Origin of the sequence: Sodalis sp. RH14 (genome assembly GCF_047324285.1) — a bacterium.
In the GTDB taxonomy this organism is placed as follows: Bacteria; Pseudomonadota; Gammaproteobacteria; order Enterobacterales; family Enterobacteriaceae; genus Acerihabitans.
The window spans coordinates 5,947,712-5,969,310 of record NZ_CP178739.1; the positions used below are offsets into that span (position 1 = coordinate 5,947,712).

Consider the following 21,599-nt stretch of genomic DNA (forward strand, 5'->3'; position numbering starts at 1 on the left):
TAGATGGGGTGGGATTAAGGGTTTTCAACCCCCACTGGCAATGGGAATGCAATTTGACACCCCGGACGCGCGTAAATTTTGCAGCGACTTATCGGCGCCGGCGCGGGTGGAATAGGGGCCCAACATGACGCGGTTCCAGCCGCCATTGCTGGTGATCCGGCTTTCAATGCCGCCAAAGGCGAGCTGGGCGCGGATAGACTCGGCCTGATCCATCGCTTTAAACGAACCACACTGGATCAGCCAGCGTTGGGCTTTTTCCGCCGGTTCTTTTTCCGCCTTCGCTTCGGCCTTGGGTTCGGCGCGGGCTTCCGTTTTCGTCTGGGGCGCCGGTTGTATGGCGGTCACCGGCGCCTGATGAGGCTGTTGCACCTGCTGTGCGGCCGGCGCCTGGCGCGGCGGTTGTTGCACCTGCTGTACGGCCGGCGCCTGGCGCGGCGGTTGTTGCACCTGCTGTGCGGCCGGCGCCTGGCGCGGCGGTTGTTGCACCTGCTGTGCGGCCGGCGCCTGGCGCGGCGGCTGTTGCACCTGCTGTGCGGCCGGCGCCTGGCGCGGCGGCTGTTGCACCTGCTGTACGGCCGGCGCCTGGCGCGGCGGCTGTTGCTCAACCGGCGCGGAGAAAACCTGGCGCGGTTGTACCGGCGTGGCGGCAGGCGTTGGACGCGGCGCAGGCGTCGTCTGGAATGACTGCTGGTTCTGCTGGTTACGGGCGTGATTTGCCGCCGACGATTTCACCTGGTCGTTATAAGGCACTTCGTTGAGGTGGGTCGGCTGCTGGCGCATGTCCGCTTGCATCTGCTCAAGCAACTGGCGCTGCTCGTCGGTCAACTGGGCGGGTGTTTGCACCTCGCCGCCCGCGGTGGGCTCGGTAGGAGTTTGCACCCCTATCTGGCGATTTTCCAGCTCTTTAATATAACGCCAACGCTCTTCCGGTTTAGGCGGCAGGCCGTTGCTGGTATGGTTGCCGTGGCTCGGCAGAATGACTGCCTCCTCCGTCTTATTGTGGGCAATAAAGTAGAGACCGCCAATAAACGTAATCAATACGGCAACGGCCAATGCGATCATGGTCTTTGAGATGCCGGAAGAGGTGCGTTTTTTTCGACTGTTGGTTTTTTTGCGCCGCGTGTTTGTCCTTCCACGGCCTACATAGTCTCTTTGTGCCACTGTCGTTTCGCTAAGTTTGAGAAAGTAACCAGCCCGTCATGTTACTGAAGGCAATAATATTTGACCAGCGCCTGTAGTCCTAAAGCGCATTTCGTTTTATGCGGGGCATGGCGGTACTGCCCCGGACGATCAGTTTGCTATCCAATAGCAGGGAGGTATTCGCTACCGCCTGTTGCCTGAGCTGCTGCAAGAGTAACAATAACGCCTCTCGGCCAAGCTGGTAGCTCGGCTGGGCCACGGTAGTCAACGGTGGGTCGCAGAATTTCGCAAGCGTTATATCGTCGAAGCCGACCAGGGACAAATCCCCCGGCACGTCCAGCCCAATTTTCTTCGCCTGGGATAAAACGCCAAACGCTATGATATCACTGTGACAAAAGATAGCAGTAGGCGGATACGTTCGCGAAATTAATGCATTAAGTCCCGCCGCGCCGGCCTCGTAACTCACGTCGCCCTGGATGACAATATGATCTTCGGGCGGGATGCCATGACGTCGCAGCGCCTGAATATACCCCTGTACCCGATAATGACAAAGCGTCAGATGCTCCGGGCCGCTAATGCAGGCGATACGCTGGTGGCCAAGGCTGAACAGATAATCCACCGCCTCATAGGCCGCGGTAAGATTATCGATATGCACCGTGGGCAATGCAAGCTCCGGAACAAACTCATTGACCATCACCATCGGCGGCAGGTTTTGCTGCTCTGCGATATCAATGGCAAATGGCGGCTCGGACCCGAGCAGCAACATACCATCTATCTGCCTGGCAATGATCAAATCACTGAAGCTTTTTTTATGTGGGCGCTGGTGGGCGTAGTCGGCAATCAGGACCAGATAGCCGTTTTCATCGGCGGTTTCCTCAATGCCGCGCAGGATTTCAGAGAAAAAGGGATCGCAGATATCCGGCACCAGGGCCAGCAGGTTGCAGGTTTCATTTCGTTTTACCTGGCGGCCGAGAGGCTGCGGGGAATAGCCGACATCGCTTACGGCGAGCTGGACTTTTCTACGCGTGGTGACGGAGACTTTCTCCGGATTCATGAGCGCCCTGGAAACCGTGGCTGTCGACACGCCGGCTTTTTCCGCCACATCCTTCATGGTCGCCAGGCCGGCAAACTTTTTAGATTCCACATCTTTCTCCTGATGTCAGCGCAATAGGCACGTTTTATCGCGCATGTTCCATACGGTGTTCCGGTGCGACCCTCAACACCAGCGCCCGGAAAGATGCCGGCCGCGCGTGGCGGCACGGGACGATCCCAGGGTCCCCTGGCCCGTCTTTTCTATCAGATAGTGCGTTACTTGAGTGACTAAAAAGATCGTTCCGGTACAAACTTTGAATATTATCCGAATGTGATGCGCAAAATACTGATAACCCCGTCAGGATTAAATATCCACCGGATCCACATCCAGCGACCACTTTACCTTGCGCGCCTGGGTCATGGTGCCCACCAGCGGCAGGCTGGCGGCGACCAGTCGTTGCAATTGCGCGCGCGAAGGGTGCTGCAGCAGCAGTTGCCAGCGAAAACGTCCGCCGCGTTTGGGCTGTAGCGCCGGGATAGGTCCCATCAGCCACAGGGACTCATCGCGTAACGGGCTGGCATCCAGCAACTGGCGCAGGCGCTCCAGGAACTGCCTGGCCTGTTGGTTATCGTGGTCTTCCGCCCGAAACAGAATATGGCTGGTAAAGGGCGGCAACAGCACCGTCTGGCGTTCGGCCAGCGCCTGTAGCGCAAAAGCCATATACCCTTCATGCAGTAATACCTGCAATAACGGATGATCGGGATGATGCGTTTGCAAGAACACTTCGCCCGGTTTACCGGCGCGCCCCGCGCGTCCCGAAACCTGGGTATAGAGCTGCGCGAACCGCTCCGCCGAGCGGAAATCGGCCGAAAACAGCGCGCCGTCCACATCCAGCAGCGACACCAGCGTGACGTCCGGGAAATGGTGCCCTTTCGCCAGCATCTGGGTGCCGATTAAAATACGGGCGCCGCCTTTATGCACTTCGGCCAAATGGTGTTCCAACGCGCCTTTGCGCGACGTGGTGTCGCGATCGACACGGGTAATGGGGGTGGTGGGGAATAATGCCGTCAGCGTTTCTTCAAGCTGCTCGGTACCGAGGCCGACCGGCACCAACTGGGTTGAACCGCACTGCGGGCATTGATTGGGGATCGGTCGCTGGCTGTCGCAATGATGGCAACGCATCAGGCGCTGCTGCTGGTGAAGGGTATAATAATGATCGCAGCGCTGGCATTCGGCGATCCAGCCGCATTCGTGGCATAACAGCGCCGGGGCGAAGCCGCGCCGGTTTAGGAACAGCATCACCTGGTTGCCGGCATCAAGATGGGTACGCATTTTTTTCAACAGCGGCTGCGACATGCCGTTGGTCAGCGCCAGTCCCTTCAGATCCTGCAACTGCTGCGTGGCGGGCCTGGCGTTTCCTGCGCGTTTGCCAAGCGTCAGGCTGCGGTATTTTTTCAGTTGGACGTTATACAGCGTTTCCAGCGCGGGCGTCGCCGACCCCAGCACAATGGGAATGTTTTCTTCGCGCGCGCGGAATACCGCCAGGTCGCGGGCATGATAACGCCAGCCCTCGTGTTGTTTATAAGAGCTGTCATGCTCTTCGTCGATAACGATAATGCCCAGGCGGGCAAAGGGCGTAAACAGCGCCGATCGGGTGCCGATGACAATCGCCGTTTCGCCGCTGCGCGCGTTCAGCCAGACCGCCATGCGTTCACTGTCGTTTAAACCGGAATGCAGCACCTCCACCGGCGCGTGAAAGCGTTCACGAAAGCGGGCAATCGTCTGCGGGGTCAGGCCTATTTCCGGCACCAGGATCAGTGCCTGCTTGCCTTTGGCCAGGATATTTTCCAGCACCGTCAAATAGACTTCTGTCTTGCCCGAGCCGGTAACCCCGGCCAGCAGCCAGGCGGCGAACCGATCGTCTTCACTGCGGATGGCGCCGACGGCGGTGGCCTGCTCGGTATTAAGCCGCAGTCGTTCCCCCTCGACCCGATAACTCTCGCGCCAGTCGCCGACGGCGGCGGGGCTGGAACGTAAATCACTCAACCCCTTGGCGCGCAGGGCCTGCAGCGCGCTGTCGGCCAGCATGAGTTCCCCAACCTGATGCCGGTAGACAGGGCCTTGCAACAGGGCGGCCAGCGCCTGCTGCTGTTTCGGCGCCCGTTTCAGGGTGTCAAGCGCCGTCGCGCGTCCCTGCTCGGTGGCGAACCATTGCCATAACGGCGCCGTTTCCGCCGCTTTGCCCTGGCGAATCAATACCGGCAACGCGTGGAACAGCACTTCCCCGACCGGGTAATGATAATAACCGATGGCCCAGTTCAGAATCCGCCACAGACTTTGCGGGAATAGGGAATATTCATCAAGCACGTCGGTGATGCTTTTGAGTTTATCCAGCGGCAGTTCGCTTTCTTCGCTGATGCCGGTGACGATGCCGATGGCGTGGCGTTGTCCAAAGGGAACGCGGACGCGCCCACCCACCGCGGGGCGCAGATGGCCGGGCAAAAGATAATCGAACGTGCGTGCCAATGGCACCGGTAGCGCAACGTGAACAACAGGCATCGACTCATCCAGGGTGGAAAAATTGCGCTGATAGTGTACACTGTGTCGCCTTCAATGCACGGATGTGTTTGCAAAGCCCGGCGGCATTCTGTATGATTCGCCGCCTTTGGTGCCATCCGGCATTAGAGAAACTCAACTCCCTTCGCGTGGTGTCCGGCGGAAGAAGACTGGATAGCGACGCGGCCTTACGACGAGGTTTTCCATGAAAAAAGATATCCATCCGAAATACGTAGAAATTACTGCAACCTGTTCTTGCGGTAACGTTATCAAGACCCACTCCACCCTGGGCCACGATTTGACCCTGGACGTTTGCGGCGCCTGCCATCCGTTCTACACCGGTAAACAACGTGTTGTTGATACCGGCGGACGTGTTGATCGCTTTAACAAACGTTTCAGCGTTCCGGTCAGTAAAAAATAATTGCCTGACCGACAGCACAAAAATCACCCAGTGTGACTTTTGCTGTTTAACGAAGCCCCGGCCGCAAGGCTGGGGCTTCGTTTTTTAACGGCAGGAAAAGAACGCGCCCGCCCCGCTGTGTTGATCGCCCTTGATGTTCAAGCCCCCCGCAGAAAAGTGCCGCGCTGGTCGTTACCTTTCTTTCAGCAGCCTGGTAATGCCGCCTTCGCGCCGGATTAACGCATAGAATAATGCGTTGCAGCCATAATTATCCGTGGCTTTAATATCGATATCCGGCTCGTCAAGCAAACGTCTTATCGCCTGGGTATGACCATTGAGGACGGCGCAATGCAACGGGGTCCATCCGTCATTCTGGCGCCTGTTGATCTGGATATTGGGTTTGCGCAACAGAAGGTCCACCAAAACGGTATTGCCTTGGGCCGCGGCATAATGCAGCGCTGTCCAACCTTCAGCCTGGGCGGAATTGATATCGATGTCCTGCAATGCAATCAAGCGGATAGCGATATCGGTGCGCAACAGGGCCAGCGCGCTTAGCAACGCCGTGTAGCCGAGGCTGTCGGCGCAATCAGCATTAATCCCGGGCGCGGACAGCAGCCGGTGAACGATGGGATCAAGACCGTCCTTGGCCGCGAGTTGCAAGGGGGTACAGCCGTCGTTATCACAACGGTTCACATCAATGCCAGGGGTGGCCAGCAATTGTTGTATCGCCGTTATTTTCCCGGCAAGCATGTCCTTTGCAACATCCGCCGGACCGAGAGTCATGGCGGCATAGTGCAGAGGGGTGGCACCGATATGATCGCCGGCGTTAACGTTAATCTCCCGCCTTGCCAGCAGTAACTCCAGCACGGCGACATGACCGAACGCGGCGGCGCAATGCAGCGCCGTTGAACCGAGATGGTTAACGGCGTGGATATTAACGTCGGGCTGGGCCAGCAGTTGCGCGCTGATAGCGTCATCATTGTTCAGGGCGACAAAATGCAGGGCGCTGAGTCTATTCCGATCGGCGGCATTGACGTCTATTTTCGGCAGCGCAAGCAGTTGTCTGACGATAACGGGATGATGATGCCGGATCGCCTCCATTAACAGCGTCCTGTCATTTTCTGCTTTAGTGAGCGTGGCGATATCCAAGGCCATGGCTTGGCAAAACGGCACTATTCGCGTATTTCCCTGGCAAACTTGGGCAAATATTTGCTGCGCCAGCGCAGTTTTTTCAATGCGCCGAAACGCAAAAAGCGCCTCGTCCCGGTCGATACCGCCCAATCTCATCACATTAAGCAAATCACCCAAGTCCAGGTTGCGGAAAATAGCGGCCTTTATTTCGGATGGCATGGCGGCGAAATCCGGCCCGGAAGGCGGAACGACATTTTTTATCTGGAGGATAGGGCGCGCAGCAAATGCCCGGGCCATGTCCACGCCTTGGCTATGCACGATCGCGCGCCCGGCGAGGGCTTGCGCCTTTTTCTTCACCCGGCCGCCGGGGCGAGACAGTGTTTCCGGCCATGACGTTACCGATTGTATTTTTTTGAGGAAGTGTTGAGGCAACGATATCTCCTGAGAATATGGCAAACGGCGTTGCGTCGAAAATAAGCAGATTGGCGCAGGGGCCCCGGAAATAGGTAAACAAAAAGGATGCATAATGTTAAGCCTATAGGATACAAGGATTTTTATGATAATGGTTACAACAGGGAAATCAGCTTATTTTATCGCGGCTATGCGACGATGGCGGCGTCCCCCGACAGGCACGCAGGAATGGGGTGAATTTATTTTTCTGATTTTGAAGGGCTTTTTTTCATTATTGCGGCCGGCTAGAGTTGGGCGGAGGGTAAAGGGAGCCGCTTATAATGTTAATGCCCGTCAGTTAACGACCAGCAGCGTGCAACGGCACAGGCATTTATGCCAGGCAACGGGGGACGCAGGCAACGATTGCCCGCGCGCGGATGGCGCTAGCGCGAAGCCTTCGCCACGCGCTGTCTTTACCTGGCCGGGGTTAGTATTCCCACGTGTCGGGATTGATGCCCATTTCGCGCATCAGCTCCTTGGCGGCTTCGGGAATTTCGTCGCTACGTTCTTTACGCAGGTCGTTATCGTCTGGCAGCGGCTGGCCGGTAAACGCATGCAGGAACGCCTCGCAAAGCAGTTCGCTATTGGTGGCATGCCGCAGGTTGTTGACCTGGCGCCGGGTTCTTTCGTCGGTCAGGATTTTGAGAACCTTCAGCGGAATGGATACCGTAATTTTTTTTACCTGCTCGCTTTTTTTACCATGTTCAGCATAAGGGCTGACATACTCACCTTTCCATTCCGCCATGGGATACCTTAACTCTCATCAAATGAATATAATATGCTAAAAACGGGCAGATTATGCCGTAACTGTCTGTCTCTCACTACCGTATGCCCGCTTATTTTGCGATTTATCAACTTTTCCTATCACCCCGCCCTCGACCTGGCCTGGCGGCTGCGGTAAAAAGTCAGTTAGATTTTAACACTTAAAACCCGCATAATTTTAGCTGTTATTAATGCATTGCTCAATCTATACGCAAAGAAGTTTAGATGTCCAGATGTATTGACGTCTATCGCCGGGCGGTTTACTCTTTGACCTTCACTCTCACGCACACAGTCAGGATGCGAGTACATGACGCGTAAGCAGGCCACCATCGCAGTTCGCAGCGGGTTAAATAATGATGAACAGTTCGGCTGCGTCGTTCCCCCCATCACCCTTTCCAGCACCTATAACTTTACCGACTTCAATCAACCGCGCGTGCATGATTACTCGAGGCGCGGTAACCCGACCCGGGATGTGGTGCAGCGCGCGTTGGCGGAACTGGAGGGCGGCGCGGGCGCGGTGATGACCAGCAGCGGCATGTCGGCGATACATCTTGTCTGTACCGTATTCCTGCAACCCGGCGATCTGCTGGTGGCGCCGCATGATTGCTACGGCGGCAGCTATCGCCTGTTCGACAGTCTGAGCAAACGCGGCGCGTACCGGGTCAAATTTGTCGATCAGGGGGATGCGGGGGCGTTGCAGGCGGCGCTTGACGAAAAACCCAAGCTGGTACTGATCGAAACGCCCAGCAACCCGCTGCTGCGGGTGGTGGACATCACCGCTATATGCCAGGCCGCCCATCGGGCGGGCGCCCTGTGCGTGGTGGATAATACCTTTATGAGCCCGGCCCTGCAGCAGCCGCTGGCCCTGGGGGCCGATCTGGTGGTGCACTCCTGTACCAAATACCTTAACGGGCACTCCGACGTGGTGGCCGGCACGGTGATAGCCAAGGACGACGCGCTCGCCACCGAGCTTGCCTGGTGGGCCAATAACATCGGCGTGACCGGCGCCGCCTTCGATAGCTATCTTTTGTTGCGCGGCATCCGCACCCTGGCGCCGCGCATACGCCAGCAGCAAAGCAATGCCCTGGATATCGTGGCCTATTTGCAACAGCAGCCGCTGGTGAAAAAATTATATTACCCCGGCCTGCCGGACAATGCCGGTCATGAAATCGCCTGTCGCCAGCAAAAAGGGTTCGGCGCCATGCTCAGCTTTGAAGTGAACGGCGATGAATCCGTGCTGCGCCGCTTTTTAGCCAGCCTGGAATTATTTACCCTGGCGGAATCCCTTGGCGGCGTAGAGAGCCTGATTTCCCATGCCGCCACCATGACCCACGCGGGTATGGCGCCTGCGGCACGCGCTGCGGCCGGTATATCGGAAACATTATTGCGGGTGTCCGTCGGCATCGAAGACAGCGAAGATTTAATTGCCGATCTGGAACAGGCTTTCCAGGCGGCGGCGAAGAGGTAGTTATGAGTGCTCTGGGAACGACGGTACGCTTGGCCGGCAGGCAACTGCACAAGTTTGGCGGCAGTAGTCTGGCCGATGTGAAGTGTTACCAACGGGTCGCGGGCATTATGGCCGATTACAGCCAACCCGGTGATTTAATGGTGGTCTCCGCGGCGGGCTCCACCACCAACCAGCTGATCAGCTGGCTTAAGCTGAGCCAAACCGATCGCCTTTCCGCGCATCAGGTCCAGCAGACCCTGCGCCGCTACCAGCAGCAACTGTTCGCCGGCCTGCTGCCGCCCGACCTGGCGGATGCGATGATGACGGAATTTATCCGTGATCTGGAGCGTTTGGCGGTATTGCTGGACGGCGCGGTGACCGATAGCGTGTATGCGGAAGTGGTCGGCCACGGTGAAATCTGGTCGGCGCGTCTTATGGCGGCGGTACTCAACTGCCAGGATATCGAGGCGGTCTGGCTGGACGCGCGGGATTTCCTGCGCGCTGAATATGCCGCCCAGCCGCAGGTAGACGAAGGGCGTTCATGGCCCTTATTACAGCAGCTATTGACCCAATACCCCAGCAAACGTCTGGTGGTCACCGGCTTTATCTGCCGCAATCAGGCCGGGGAAACAGTATTGCTTGGGCGTAACGGCAGCGACTATTCCGCCACCCAAATCGGCGCGCTGGCCGGTGTGGCCAGGGTGACCATCTGGAGCGACGTGGCCGGGGTCTATAGCGCCGATCCGCGCAAGGTGAAAGACGCCTGCCTGCTGCCCCTGCTGCGATTGGACGAAGCCAGCGAGCTGGCGCGCCTGGCGGCGCCGGTATTGCATACCCGCACCCTGCAGCCGGTATCCGGCAGCGATATCGATCTGTTATTGCGCTGCAGCTATCAGCCGGAACAGGGGTCTACACGTATCGAGCGGGTACTGGCTTCCGGCACCGGGGCGAAAATCGTCACCAGCCACGACGATGTCTGCCTGATCGAGCTGACCATTGCGCCGCAGCACGACTTTTCCCTGGCGCAGAAAGAACTCGACCAGGCGTTAAAGCGCGCGCAAATCAAGCCGCTGGCGGTAGGCGTTCATCGCGATCGGCGGCTGTTGCAGCTGTGCTATACCTCCGAACTGGTCCATAGCGTGTTCCAGACCCTGCAGCAGGCTGAGCTGCCGGGAGAGCTTAAGCTGCGCGCAGGACTGGCGCTGGTGGCGATGGTCGGCGCGGGGGTTACTAAAAACCCGCTGCACTGCCATCGTTTTTACCAACAGTTAAAATATCAGCCGGTGGAATTTTTCTGGCAGGCGGAGGACGGCATCAGCCTGGTGGCGGTATTGCGCGTCGGTCCCACCGAACATGTGGTGCAGGGATTGCACACCTCGTTGTTCCGCGCCGAAAAGCGCATCGGCCTGATCCTGTTCGGCAAAGGCAATATCGGCTCGCGCTGGCTGGAGTTGTTCGCCCGCGAGCAGGAAAGCCTGTCGGCGCGCACTGGTTTTGAGTTTATCCTCAGCGGCGTGGTGGACAGCCGGCGCAGCCTGCTCAGCTATGACGGGCTGAACGCCAGCCGGGCGCTGGCTTTCTTTCATGATGAGGCCGTCGAGCAGGAGCCGGAAGACCTGTTTTTATGGATGCGCGCCCATCCCTATGATGATTTGGTGGTGCTCGATGTCACCGCCAGCGAAGCGCTGGCCGGACAATATCTGGATTTCGCCAGCTATGGTTTTCACGTTATCAGCGCCAATAAGCTGGCGGGCGCCTCCAGCGGTGACAACTACCGCCAGATCCGCGACGCCTTTGCCAAAACCGGTCGTCATTGGTTATACAACGCCACCGTGGGCGCCGGCCTGCCGGTTAACCATACGGTGCGCGATCTGCGCGACAGCGGCGACAGCATCTTGTCCATAAGCGGCATTTTTTCCGGTACCCTTTCCTGGCTTTTTCTGCAATTCGACGGCACGGTGCCTTTTACCGATTTGGTGGAACAGGCCTGGCAGCAGGGGCTGACCGAACCCGATCCGCGGGTGGATTTATCCGGCCAGGACGTGATGCGCAAGCTGGTGATCCTGGCGCGCGAAGCGGGTTATGAAATCGAGCCGAACCACGTGCGGGTGGAATCGCTGGTATCGCCCGACAGCGTGCTCGGGTCGGTGGATCAGTTTTTTGAGGACGGCCATGCCCTTAATGAACAAATGGTCCAACGTCTGGAGGCGGCGAATGAGATGGGCCTGGTGCTGCGCTATGTGGCGCGTTTTGACGCCAACGGCAAGGCGCGGGTCGGGGTGGAGGCGGTACGTCCCGAGCACCCGCTGGCGTCGTTGCTGCCTTGCGATAACGTGTTCGCCATCGAAAGCCGCTGGTACCGCGATAACCCGTTGGTCATCCGTGGGCCGGGCGCGGGCCGGGATGTTACCGCCGGCGCCATCCAGTCGGATTTGAACCGGCTGGCGCAATTATTATAATGCCATTCACGGGCGGAGAAATCCGCCCGCTGCTACCTGTGTTTATCTCCCCCTCTATTGAGCAGAATTCGGTATCTGCTTAATTAAACGAAGTATAACCTTAGCTTTGAAAATTCATTAATTTTTTGTCTGCTTCTGAAATTTATCATATTGTGTATTTTACTTATTGCCGTAAATATAGCGGGTAATACCCATCGTCAGTAGATAATAAAAGGAGTTGTCAAAGGATGAATGGATGCCATCAATTGCAGGCCGAATCCCTTAGTATCATCAAGACTAATCTCAAACCTCTACAGCAACAGAACGACTGTATCCCGGGGCTGAAATCATGTGTTAGCATAAAAAATAACTGCATCGCGCTCTATTTTGATAGATTGCCCAAGGAGATTATCGGCGATATTTTGGGTAGGCTGCCGGTGCCGGACTTGATCCGATTGTCACAGACGACGCCAGATTTCGAGGCGGAATCTCAACGTATTCTGAATTTATTACAGGAAAAGTCTAAATCGGAAATTTATTTTCAATTGGTCGCCAGTGGCGATGATAGTGCCTTGCGTACTCTTATCAAGCTGGGCCAGAACCTCGACCATAGCATTGATCATGAAACGGGTAATACGCTATTGCATGAAGCGGTGAATGCTAATCAACCTACAGTAATGGAAGCCCTTTTAGAGCCAGGAACGATAGATGTTAATACCAAAAATCTTACAGGATTCACGCCATTGCTGATGGCGGTAAAAAAGGAAGATATTGTTGCGGTTAATAAGCTGATCAATGCGCCTGGCATTAACATGAATATTAGTTATGATATCAGTGATAGAGGTATTTATGGTTTTGGAGAATATGATTTTGTATTCGCCCTCTCGCATAAATATAATTCAGGCGCCACCGCTCTCCATTTTGCCGTCGATGCCGGTAATGTTGAGGTGTTCGACGCTATATGTAAAAATGAAAACACGGATGTCAATATTGTTGACCAGAACGGTAACACTGCTTTAATGAAAGCAATTTTCAAGAAACAAAATGAAATGGTTCGCCGGTTGTTAAAAAGAAATGATATTATTCTGTGCCAGCAAGACCAACGGTGTCGCGAATTGCTGCATACCGCCGTGCTGGGCGGCAATGATGATATCTTGCCGGATCTGCTGGAAACCCTGGCCGATGTAAATATTGAGGACCGTCGGGGCGACACCGCTTTGCATATTGCGGTGATAAAAGGCGCCAAAGAAACAGTCGACAGATTACTTACTGCGTCAAAGATAAATATTGATGCCCGCAACCGCGGACTGTGGACACCGCAACAAATAGCGCATTCCGGAGGATTTGCCGATATTGTACGTTTATTAGAACAAAGACGACTGCGCGACCGGCGGCCTCGGACATCAGAATCGGTTGAACATCACAGCGGCGGATAAAGTGAATTTTTTTCATAATGCGTGAAGATTACTCCCCATCCTGCCAAATGATTTTGTTGACTCCACTAACGATTTCAGTCAAATTCTATTTAGCCGTCTAAACGTATAGACGCATAAAACAACCGATCGCAACGGACCACCACCGGCGTAGAGTGTTAGTGAACCATCACACGCGTTAAGAGGAAAAGGTATGAGTTTTTTTCACGCCAATCAGCGGGAAGCCCTGAACCAAAACCTGGCTGAATTACAGGGCAGCATTAATGTCTCGTTTGAGTTTTTCCCTCCGCGCACCAGTGATATGGAGCAAACCCTGTGGCATTCCATCGACCGGCTAAGCGCCCTCAAGCCCACCTTTGTCTCGGTGACCTACGGCGCCAATTCCGGCGAGCGCGACCGCACCCATAGCATTATCAAAGATATCAAGGAGCGCACCGGCCTGGAGGCCGCGCCCCACCTGACCTGTATCGACGCCACCCCGGACGAGCTGAAAAAAATCGCCGAGGATTACTGGCATAGCGGTATCCGTCATATCGTGGCGCTGCGCGGGGATTTACCCCCCGGCAGCGGGGCGCCAGCCATGTATGCCGCCGATCTGGTGACATTGCTGAAAAAAGTCGGCGATTTTGATATCTCCGTGGCCGCGTATCCAGAAGTACACCCGGAAGCGAAAAGCGCGCAATCGGATTTGATTAACCTGAAAAAGAAAGTGGACGCGGGCGCTAACCGGGCGATTACCCAATTCTTTTTTGATGTGGAAAGTTACCTGCGCTTTCGCGATCGCTGCGTGGCGACCGGGATTGACACCGAAATTGTGCCCGGTATCCTGCCGGTCTCCAATTTTAAACAGTTGCAGCGTTTTGCCGCCATGACCAATGTCAAGGTCCCTAACTGGATGACCAGTATGTTCGAAGGACTGGACGACGATGCCGAGACGCGCAAAATGGTCGGCGCGTCCATTGCCATGGACATGGTGAAAATCCTCAGCCGGGAAGGGGTGAAGGATTTTCACTTTTATACCCTCAATCGCGCCGATTTAACCTATGCCATCTGCCATACCCTGGGTGTGCGGCCGCAGATAGCCACCGCCCCGTCCGCGCGTTAAAAAGCATCTTCACCCGGCAATCATAAAAAAACCGGACCATAACAGGTCCGGCTTCAGGGTATTGAGATCAGGGTTTCACATTAACCGGTATTACGCATTCCCGCCGCCACGCCGGCAATGGTCACCATCAGCGCCTGCTCGACCCGTGGGTCGGGGTGTTCCTGCTGGCGCGAGCGATGCAACAATTCAGCCTGCAGTACATTCAGCGGGTCGGTATAAACATTGCGCAGCGCGATGGACTCCGCAATCCACGGCAGATCGGCCATTAAATGATCGTCGTTGGCAATGGTCAGCACCACGTTAATGTCGTCCGCCAATTGCTTGCGCAGCTGTTTACCCAGCGGCCAGAGCTTTTCTTCCACCAGGCGCTGATCGTAATATTCCGCCAGCCACAGGTCGGCCTTGGCGAACACCATTTCCAGCATGCCGATGCGGGTGGAGAAAAACGGCCAATCGCTGCACATGGCTTCCAGCTGATCTTGTTTGCCTTCTTCCACCGCTTTTTGCAGCGCCGCGCCGGCGCCCAGCCACGCGGGCAGCATCAGGCGATTTTGCGTCCAGGCAAAAATCCACGGAATGGCGCGCAGGCTCTCAACGCCGCCGGAGGGACGCCGTTTGGCCGGGCGCGAGCCCAGGGGCAGTTTACCCAGTTCCTGCTCCGGCGTAGCCGAACGGAAGTAAGGTACAAAATCGGGGTTTTCACGCACGTAGCCGCGATACATATTGCATGAGGTGGTTGAAAGGTCGTCCATCAGGGCGCGCCATTCCTGCTTCGGTTCCGGCGGCGGCAGCAGGTTGGCTTCGAGGATCGCACCGGTGTACAGCGCCAGGCTGCTGATGGCCACTTCCGGCAGGCCGAATTTAAAGCGGATCATTTCGCCTTGTTCGGTCACCCGCAGGCCGCCCTTCAGGCTGCCCGGGGGTTGCGACAGCAGGGCCGCGTGGGCCGGCGCGCCGCCACGGCCGATAGAGCCGCCGCGGCCGTGGAACAGCGTCAGGGCGATGCCCACTTTTTCGCAGGTTTTGATTAACGCGTCCTGCGCGCGGTATTGCGCCCATGAGGCCGCCATGACCCCCGCATCCTTGGCCGAATCCGAATAGCCAATCATGACCATCTGTTTGCCCTGGATAATGCCGCGGTACCAGTCAATGCTGAGCAGCTGGCTCATCACCTCATCGGCATTATTCAAATCGTCCAGGGTTTCAAACAGCGGCGCCACCGGCAGGATAAACTGGCAGCCGGCTTCCTTTAGCAGCAAATGTACCGCCAGCACATCGGAGGGCGTCTTGGCCATGGAGATGACATAGGCGGCAATGGAGCCTTCCGGCGCGTCGGCGATCACCCGGCAGGTATCGAGCACCTCGCGGGTTTCGTCGCTGAGCTGGTAATGACGGGGCAACAGCGGGCGTTTGGAGTTCAATTCGCGGATCAGAAACGCCTGTTTATCGCTTTCAGACCAGCTTTCGTAATCCCCCAGCCCCAGGTAGCGGGTGACTTCGCTTAACGCTTCCGTGTGACGCGTGCTTTCCTGGCGCACGTCGATACGCACCAGCTGGATGCCGAAGCACTTGATACGCCGTAGGGTATCCAGCAACTGGCCGCTGGCAATAATGCCCATGCCGCAGGCTTTCAGCGATTCGTAACAGGCAAACAAGGGCGCCCAAAGCTGATCGTTGTGCTCCAGCAGATCTTCCGGCGGCAGCACCAGCTCGCCCCTGAGTTTCGCCGACAGCCAGTTCTGGGTGCCGATCAATTGGGCGCGCAACCGCTTCATGATGACCCGATAAGGTTCCTGGATTTCGTCGCCGCCGGCCAATGCCCGTAGCTCCGGCGTGCATTCCGTCATCGACAGCTCGGATACCAGTACCTGGATGTCGCGGATAAACAGATCGGCGGCTTTCCAGCGGCTTAACAACAACACGCGCCGGGTGATATCGGCGGTGACGTTGGGGTTGCCGTCCCGATCGCCGCCCATCCAGGAGGTAAATCGCACCGGCACGTTCTCCACCGGCAGTTTATAACCGAACACCGTTTCCAGCTGTTCGTTCAGTTCGCGCAAATACTGCGGCACGCCTTCCCACAGGCTGTTTTCCACATTGGCGAAACCCCATTTTGCCTCGTCCACCGGCGATGGACGGTTTTTGCGTATCTCGTCCGTATGCCAGTATTGCGACACCAGCTGGCGCAGACGCCGCATAATCTGTTTACGCTCATAGTCCGCCAGATCGCTGTGATCCAGCTGTTTCAGGCAGCTGTTGACTTCAACCATCATATGGATCAGGGTGCGGCGGGCAATTTCGGTGGGATGGGCGGTTAATACCAGTTCGATTGACAGTGACTCCACCGCGGCGCGAATATCTTTATCATCCAGCGCGTTATTCTCTTTCAGACGGGCAAAGACCTTACCCAGGCCTTCCGGGTTATTCGCCGCCTCGCCGTGGGGGGAAATGACGTGGAACTGTTCCGCGGTATTGGTCAGGTTCAAAAACTGACTGAAGGCGCGTGCCACGGGCAGCAACTCGTCATTGGATAAGTTCTGTAAAGTGGAAAGCAGTTCCTGGCGATGGGTTTCGCTACCCGCACGGGAGGACTTTGACAGCTTGCGGATGGTCTCTACCTTATCCAGGATATTCTCGCCCATCGCATCTTTTATGGTGTCGCCCAGAAGTTTCCCGAGCATACTAACGTTGCTTCGCATTGCCGAATATTGTTCGTTCATAAGGACCCTGATCCAACTCACCTGAAAATTTATTTCACCCGAATGACGTAAATCACCCACCGTTATCTAGCCATGTATCCATTCATTCGTCAAATGACATCAATTCACGCCATATAACATTAAAATCGCGTCAATTCTTGAAAGTTAACAACATGTAATGATTATAAGAAATACTTATCGCCATAAACCTGGCCGCGCCTTTCATACGGGGCCAGGCGCGCGAAGTCTGGGGCAAAGGACAAAAAGTCAGCGATGATCATTGCAGGCAGAAATGTCGTATCACTTGGGAAATTAATTCCCGCGTCGGTTTAATAAAGGCGGTATCAATATATTCGTCGGGCTGATGCGCCTGTTTTATCGATCCCGGGCCCAAGACGAGAGTGGGGCACAGCTGCTGGATAAACGGCGCTTCGGTACAATAATTGACCACATCGGTTTTGACGCCCAGCAACGTCTCCACCACTGCCACCAGACGATGGTCCGCCGGGCATTCATAACCGGGGATGGGCGGATGCAGGGCGGTAATGGTTAACCGTCCCGGCCAGCGCGCGCTTACCGGCGCCAGGGCCTCGGTCAATAACCCGTCCAGGTCGCCGAGCGTCAGGCCGGGCAACGGGCGGATATCCATATGCAGCTCGCAGCAGCCGCAAATGCGATTGGCGGAATCACCGCCGTGGATGTGGCCGAAATTCATGGTGGGGTAGGGGATGTCGAAGGCCGGGTGATGGTAACGTTCCTGCAACGTATTGCGTAGTATCATCAGGTGGGAAATGGCCTCGTGCATCAGTTCGATAGCGTTAACGCCCAGGCTCGGGTCGCTGGAGTGGCCTGATTGGCCCTGGATACGCACCGCATTGGAAATATGGCCTTTATGGGCGCGCACCGGCTGCAGCGAGGTCGGTTCGCCGATAATGGCGCAATCCGGGCGCAGCTCGCTGGACTGGGCGAAATAGCTGGCTCCCGCCATACTGGTTTCCTCATCGGCGGTGGCGAGGATATATAATGGCTTTTGCAGCTTGCTGGTATCGATATCGCGCAGCGTGTCGAGGATAAAGGCAAAAAAGCCTTTCATATCGGCGGTGCCCAGGCCATACAGCTTATTATTGTCTTCGGTCAGGGTAAAGGGATCGCGTGTCCAGCGTCCGTCGTCAAACGGGACGGTATCGGTGTGCCCCGTCAGCAGCAGGCCGCCGGCGCCGCTGCCGATACGGGCCAGCATATTATATTTGTTGCGCGTGCCCGGCACCGGCTGGATTTCGACCTGGAAACCCAGCGTCGTGAACCACCCCGCCAGCAAATTGATTAAGGTCTGATTACTTTGATCCAGGGCGCTGTCGGTGGCACTGATGGACGGCGTGGCGATCAGGGCGCGGTACAACTCCATAAACGGGGGTAATTTTGTCTTCACTGTTGACAGCCTTTAGTTTGGATAGTATCAATATTCATGCAATAATAGTGAATAAAAATACACTAACGTTGAGCGTAAAGTAAACGGATACTTACCAGACTACTACGCTTGACCTCGCGGGTGAACAGCGAATAGTTGCTTAAGCGACGACTTAGGCGACAAAGAGTTGCTGGAGATCCCTTCTCGTCGTGATAGCAAATCAAGAAGGTGAACAAAAGTCATGCTGAATACGCTGATTGTTGGTGCCAGCGGATACGCCGGAGCTGAGCTTGCGGCCTATCTCAACCGTCACCCGCATATGAACATAACCGCTTTGGCGGTTTCAGCGCAAAGTGCGGATGCCGGGAAATTACTGTCCGAACTGCATCCCCAGCTTAAGGGAGTGGTCGATTTACCACTGCTGCCCCTGACCGACGCCGCTGAACTGGCGAAAACGGTGGATGTGGTGTTTCTCGCCACCGCCCATGAGGTCAGCCACGATCTAGCGCCGGTATTCCTGGCCGCCGGCTGCGTGGTGTTCGACCTCTCCGGCGCGTTCCGCGTCAATCAGGCATCGTTCTACAGCCAGTATTATGGTTTTGAACACCAGCATGCCGACTGGCTGGCGAAGGCGGTCTACGGCCTGGCGGAATGGCAGGGCGAGGCGTTGCAGCAGGCCCAGCTGATTGCCGTGCCGGGCTGCTATCCCACCGCGTCCCAGCTGGCGCTCAAGCCGCTGGTCGACGGCGGTCTGCTTAACGGCGCCCAGTGGCCGGTGATCAACGCCGTCAGCGGCGTCAGCGGCGCTGGCCGGAAAGCGTCGCTTGCCGCCAGCGTCTGCGAGGTCAGTCTGCAACCCTACGGCATATTTACCCATCGCCACCAGCCGGAAATCGCCGCCCATCTTGGCATCCCGGTGATATTTACCCCCCATTTAGGCAATTTTGCCCGCGGTATCCTGGCCACCATCACCTGCCGCTTAAACGCGGGCGTGACGGCGGGCGATGTGGCCGAATCCTATCATAACGCCTATCACGATAAACCCCTGGTACGGTTGTATGAGAAAGGCGTGCCGGCGCTGAAGGCGGTAGTGGGACTGCCGTTTTGCGATATTGGCTTCGCGGTGCAGGGCGAGCATTTAATCGTGGTGGCCACCGAAGATAATTTATTAAAAGGAGCGGCCGCGCAGGCAGTACAATGCGCTAATATCCGCTTTGGTTTTGCACAAACGCAGGCGCTGCTGTAACGGCTGGCGACGAGGTAATAAAAATAATGAATCCGTTAATTATAAAACTGGGTGGCGTGTTACTCGATAGCGAAGAGGCGCTGGAGCGTTTATTTTCGGCGCTGGACAGCTATCGCGCGCAGCATCAACGCCCGTTGCTGATTGTTCATGGCGGCGGTTGCCTGGTGGACGAGCTGATGAAAAAACTGGCGCTGCCGGTGACCAAGGTCAACGGCCTGCGGGTTACGCCGGCGGATCAGATTGATATCATCACCGGCGCGCTGGCCGGCACGGCCAATAAGACCCTGCTGGCCTGGTCAAAAAAACATGCCATCCCGGCGGTCGGGTTATGCCTGGGCGACGGCAATAGCGTCGATGTTACAACGCTTGATGAGAAACTCGGCCATGTCGGCAAGGCGCAGCCGGGTTCGCCGGCGTTGTTAAATACCTTGCTTGGCGCCGGTTACCTGCCGGTTATCAGCTCTATCGGCATTACCGCCGACGGCCGGCTGATGAACGTCAATGCGGACCAGGCCGCCACCGCGCTGGCCGCCACCCTGGGGGCCGATCTGATCTTATTGTCCGATGTCAGCGGCATTCTCGACGGCAAAGGCCAGCGCATTGCCGAAATGACCGCCCATAAAGCGGAGCAGCTGATAGCGCAGGGGATCATTACCGACGGCATGATTGTAAAAGTCAACGCGGCGCTGGATGCGGCCCGCACGCTGGGCCGTCCGGTGGACATCGCCGGCTGGCGGCATGCGGAGCAACTGCCGGCGTTGTTTAACGGCGAGTCCATCGGCACGCGCATCCTGGCCTGACGTTGCCGGCGGGATACCGGCTGGGTAAGATAACGTGCGCGGCCGCATGGCTATCCGGGGGGCCTGGCGCAGGTTCAGCAGCATTTCCATGGGAGCGCCGTTTCCGGCGTCCCCTCATCATTCGGCATGGGCGCGCGGCGGCGAGCGCGCCGGCAAAAAAAATAATGGAGCACGGTTATGGCACTTTGGGGCGGACGGTTCAGCCAGGCGGCGGATCAGCGGTTTAAATCATTTAACGACTCGCTGCGCTTTGATTACCGGCTGGCGGAGCAGGATATTATCGGCTCGGTGGCCTGGTCGAAAGCGCTAGTTACCGTCGGTGTGCTGACGGCGGAGGAACAGCTGCGCCTGGAGGAAGCCCTGTCTTTTCTTCTGGAGGAAGTGAGTGCCGCGCCCGAGTCCATCCTTGCCAGCGACGCCGAGGATATTCATAGCTGGGTGGAGCAGCGCCTGATTGAAAAAGTCGGCGACCTGGGCAAAAAACTGCATACCGGCCGCAGCCGCAACGATCAGGTGGCCACCGATCTGAAGCTGTGGTGCAAGATGCAACTGTCCGAGCTGCTGGCCGCCGTGCGCCAGTTGCAAACCGCGCTGGTCGCCACCGCCGAGGTCAACCAGGACGCGGTGATGCCTGGTTATACGCATTTGCAGCGCGCCCAGCCGGTCACCTTTGCCCATTGGTGCCTGGCCTATGGCGAAATGCTGGCGCGCGATGAAAGCCGCCTGCGGGACACCCTAAAACGTCTTGACGTCAGCCCGCTGGGTTCCGGGGCGCTGGCCGGCACCGCTTACGCCATCGATCGCGACCAGTTGGCCGGCTGGCTGGGTTTTGCCACGGCAACGCGCAATAGCCTCGATAGCGTGTCCGATCGTGACCATGTGCTGGAGTTGCTGTCCAATGCCGCCATCAGCATGGTCCATCTCTCGCGTTTTGCCGAAGACCTGATTCTGTTCAACAGCGGCGAGGCGGCGTTTATCGAATTGTCCGATCGGGTCACTTCCGGCTCGTCCCTGATGCCGCAAAAGAAAAATCCCGATGCGCTGGAGCTTATCCGCGGCAAGTGCGGCCGGGTCCAGGGGGCGCTTACCGGCATGATGGTGACCCTGAAAGGGCTGCCGCTGGCGTATAACAAGGATATGCAGGAAGACAAGGAGGGCCTGTTCGATGCGCTGGATACCTGGCTGGATTGCCTGCATATGGCCGCGCTGGTGCTGGAAGGGCTACAGGTGAAGCGTGCGCGTTGCCGCGAGGCGGCGCAGCAGGGCTATGCCAATGCCACCGAACTGGCCGATTACCTGGTCGCCAAGGGCATCCCGTTTCGCGAGGCGCATCATATCGTCGGCGAGGCGGTAGTCGAGGCCATCGGCCAGGGCAAAGCCCTGGAAGCGCTGGAGCTGGCTGAATTGCAGGCGTTCAGCCCGGTTATTGGCGAGGATGTTTATCCGGCCCTGTCGCTGCAATCGTGCCTGGACAAACGCTCGGCAAAAGGCGGCGTGTCGCCGCAGCAGGTGGCGGCCGCCATTGCCGAGGCGAAAAACCGTTTGGCGTAG

General features: G+C 57.0%; 15 protein-coding genes. 8 read left to right on the forward strand and 7 right to left on the reverse strand.

Annotated elements, in window-relative coordinates:
- Positions 1-24: 24 nt before the first annotated feature.
- From ftsN to priA, 3 genes are all read right to left on the reverse strand, one after another.
- Positions 25-1,161 carry a cell division protein FtsN gene (gene ftsN, locus ACL2XQ_RS27060; protein ID WP_413739901.1) on the reverse strand — a complete coding sequence of 379 codons (1,137 nt, stop codon included), beginning with the start codon at positions 1,159-1,161 and terminating at the stop codon, positions 25-27.
- A 79-nt stretch (positions 1,162-1,240) separates the two neighbouring features.
- Positions 1,241-2,284: a DNA-binding transcriptional regulator CytR gene (gene cytR / locus ACL2XQ_RS27065; RefSeq protein ID WP_413729111.1), complete on the reverse strand. Its 1,044-nt coding sequence runs from the start codon at positions 2,282-2,284 to the stop codon at positions 1,241-1,243.
- Positions 2,285-2,536: 252 nt separating this feature from the next.
- Entirely contained in the window at positions 2,537-4,732 is a 2,196-nt protein-coding gene (gene priA, locus ACL2XQ_RS27070) for a primosomal protein N' (RefSeq protein ID WP_413739902.1), read from the reverse strand.
- A gap of 202 nt (positions 4,733-4,934) precedes the next feature.
- Between priA and rpmE the strand changes: the two genes are divergently transcribed.
- Positions 4,935-5,150 (forward strand): 50S ribosomal protein L31, encoded by a 216-nt coding sequence (gene rpmE / locus ACL2XQ_RS27075; protein ID WP_162367573.1) that lies wholly within the window; start codon positions 4,935-4,937, stop codon positions 5,148-5,150.
- 171 nt (positions 5,151-5,321) lie between these two features.
- Here the strand turns inward: rpmE and ACL2XQ_RS27080 are convergent, their stop codons facing one another.
- On the reverse strand, positions 5,322-6,479 hold the full coding sequence (locus ACL2XQ_RS27080) for an ankyrin repeat domain-containing protein (RefSeq protein WP_413739903.1): 1,158 nt from the start codon (positions 6,477-6,479) through the stop codon (positions 5,322-5,324).
- Positions 6,480-7,137: 658 nt separating this feature from the next.
- Entirely contained in the window at positions 7,138-7,455 is a 318-nt protein-coding gene (metJ, locus tag ACL2XQ_RS27085) for a met regulon transcriptional regulator MetJ (RefSeq protein WP_410012698.1), read from the reverse strand.
- 324 nt (positions 7,456-7,779) lie between these two features.
- Here metJ and metB point away from each other — a divergent pair, with 324 nt between their 5' ends.
- The 4 genes from metB (at position 7,780) to metF (ending at position 13,895) form a co-directional block, all read left to right on the forward strand.
- Positions 7,780-8,940 carry a cystathionine gamma-synthase gene (gene metB, locus ACL2XQ_RS27090; protein WP_410012697.1) on the forward strand — a complete coding sequence of 387 codons (1,161 nt, stop codon included), beginning with the start codon at positions 7,780-7,782 and terminating at the stop codon, positions 8,938-8,940.
- A 2-nt stretch (positions 8,941-8,942) separates the two neighbouring features.
- The gene (locus tag ACL2XQ_RS27095; RefSeq protein WP_413727400.1) at positions 8,943-11,378 is read left to right on the forward strand and encodes a bifunctional aspartate kinase/homoserine dehydrogenase II; all 2,436 of its coding nucleotides are present in this window, start codon (positions 8,943-8,945) and stop codon (positions 11,376-11,378) included.
- A 227-nt stretch (positions 11,379-11,605) separates the two neighbouring features.
- The gene (locus ACL2XQ_RS27100; protein WP_413731535.1) at positions 11,606-12,793 is read left to right on the forward strand and encodes an ankyrin repeat domain-containing protein; all 1,188 of its coding nucleotides are present in this window, start codon (positions 11,606-11,608) and stop codon (positions 12,791-12,793) included.
- Positions 12,794-12,983: 190 nt separating this feature from the next.
- Complete coding sequence (gene metF, locus ACL2XQ_RS27105; protein ID WP_413731534.1) at positions 12,984-13,895, forward strand: methylenetetrahydrofolate reductase; 912 nt, start codon at positions 12,984-12,986, stop codon at positions 13,893-13,895.
- Positions 13,896-13,975: 80 nt separating this feature from the next.
- Here the strand turns inward: metF and ppc are convergent, their stop codons facing one another.
- Together ppc and argE are read right to left on the reverse strand one after the other, a co-directional pair.
- Positions 13,976-16,615 (reverse strand): phosphoenolpyruvate carboxylase, encoded by a 2,640-nt coding sequence (gene ppc / locus ACL2XQ_RS27110; protein WP_410012693.1) that lies wholly within the window; start codon positions 16,613-16,615, stop codon positions 13,976-13,978.
- A 256-nt stretch (positions 16,616-16,871) separates the two neighbouring features.
- On the reverse strand, positions 16,872-18,023 hold the full coding sequence (argE, locus tag ACL2XQ_RS27115; RefSeq protein ID WP_410012692.1) for an acetylornithine deacetylase: 1,152 nt from the start codon (positions 18,021-18,023) through the stop codon (positions 16,872-16,874).
- Between the two features lie 220 nt (positions 18,024-18,243).
- On the opposite strand from argE, the gene argC reads away from it, so the two are divergent.
- The 3 genes from argC to argH all read left to right on the forward strand — a co-directional run bounded on the left by argC (position 18,244) and on the right by argH (position 21,599).
- Positions 18,244-19,248 (forward strand): N-acetyl-gamma-glutamyl-phosphate reductase, encoded by a 1,005-nt coding sequence (argC, locus tag ACL2XQ_RS27120; protein WP_413739904.1) that lies wholly within the window; start codon positions 18,244-18,246, stop codon positions 19,246-19,248.
- Positions 19,249-19,274: 26 nt separating this feature from the next.
- Positions 19,275-20,048 (forward strand): acetylglutamate kinase, encoded by a 774-nt coding sequence (argB, locus tag ACL2XQ_RS27125; RefSeq protein WP_410012690.1) that lies wholly within the window; start codon positions 19,275-19,277, stop codon positions 20,046-20,048.
- 177 nt (positions 20,049-20,225) lie between these two features.
- Positions 20,226-21,599 (forward strand): argininosuccinate lyase, encoded by a 1,374-nt coding sequence (gene argH / locus ACL2XQ_RS27130; RefSeq protein WP_413721813.1) that lies wholly within the window; start codon positions 20,226-20,228, stop codon positions 21,597-21,599.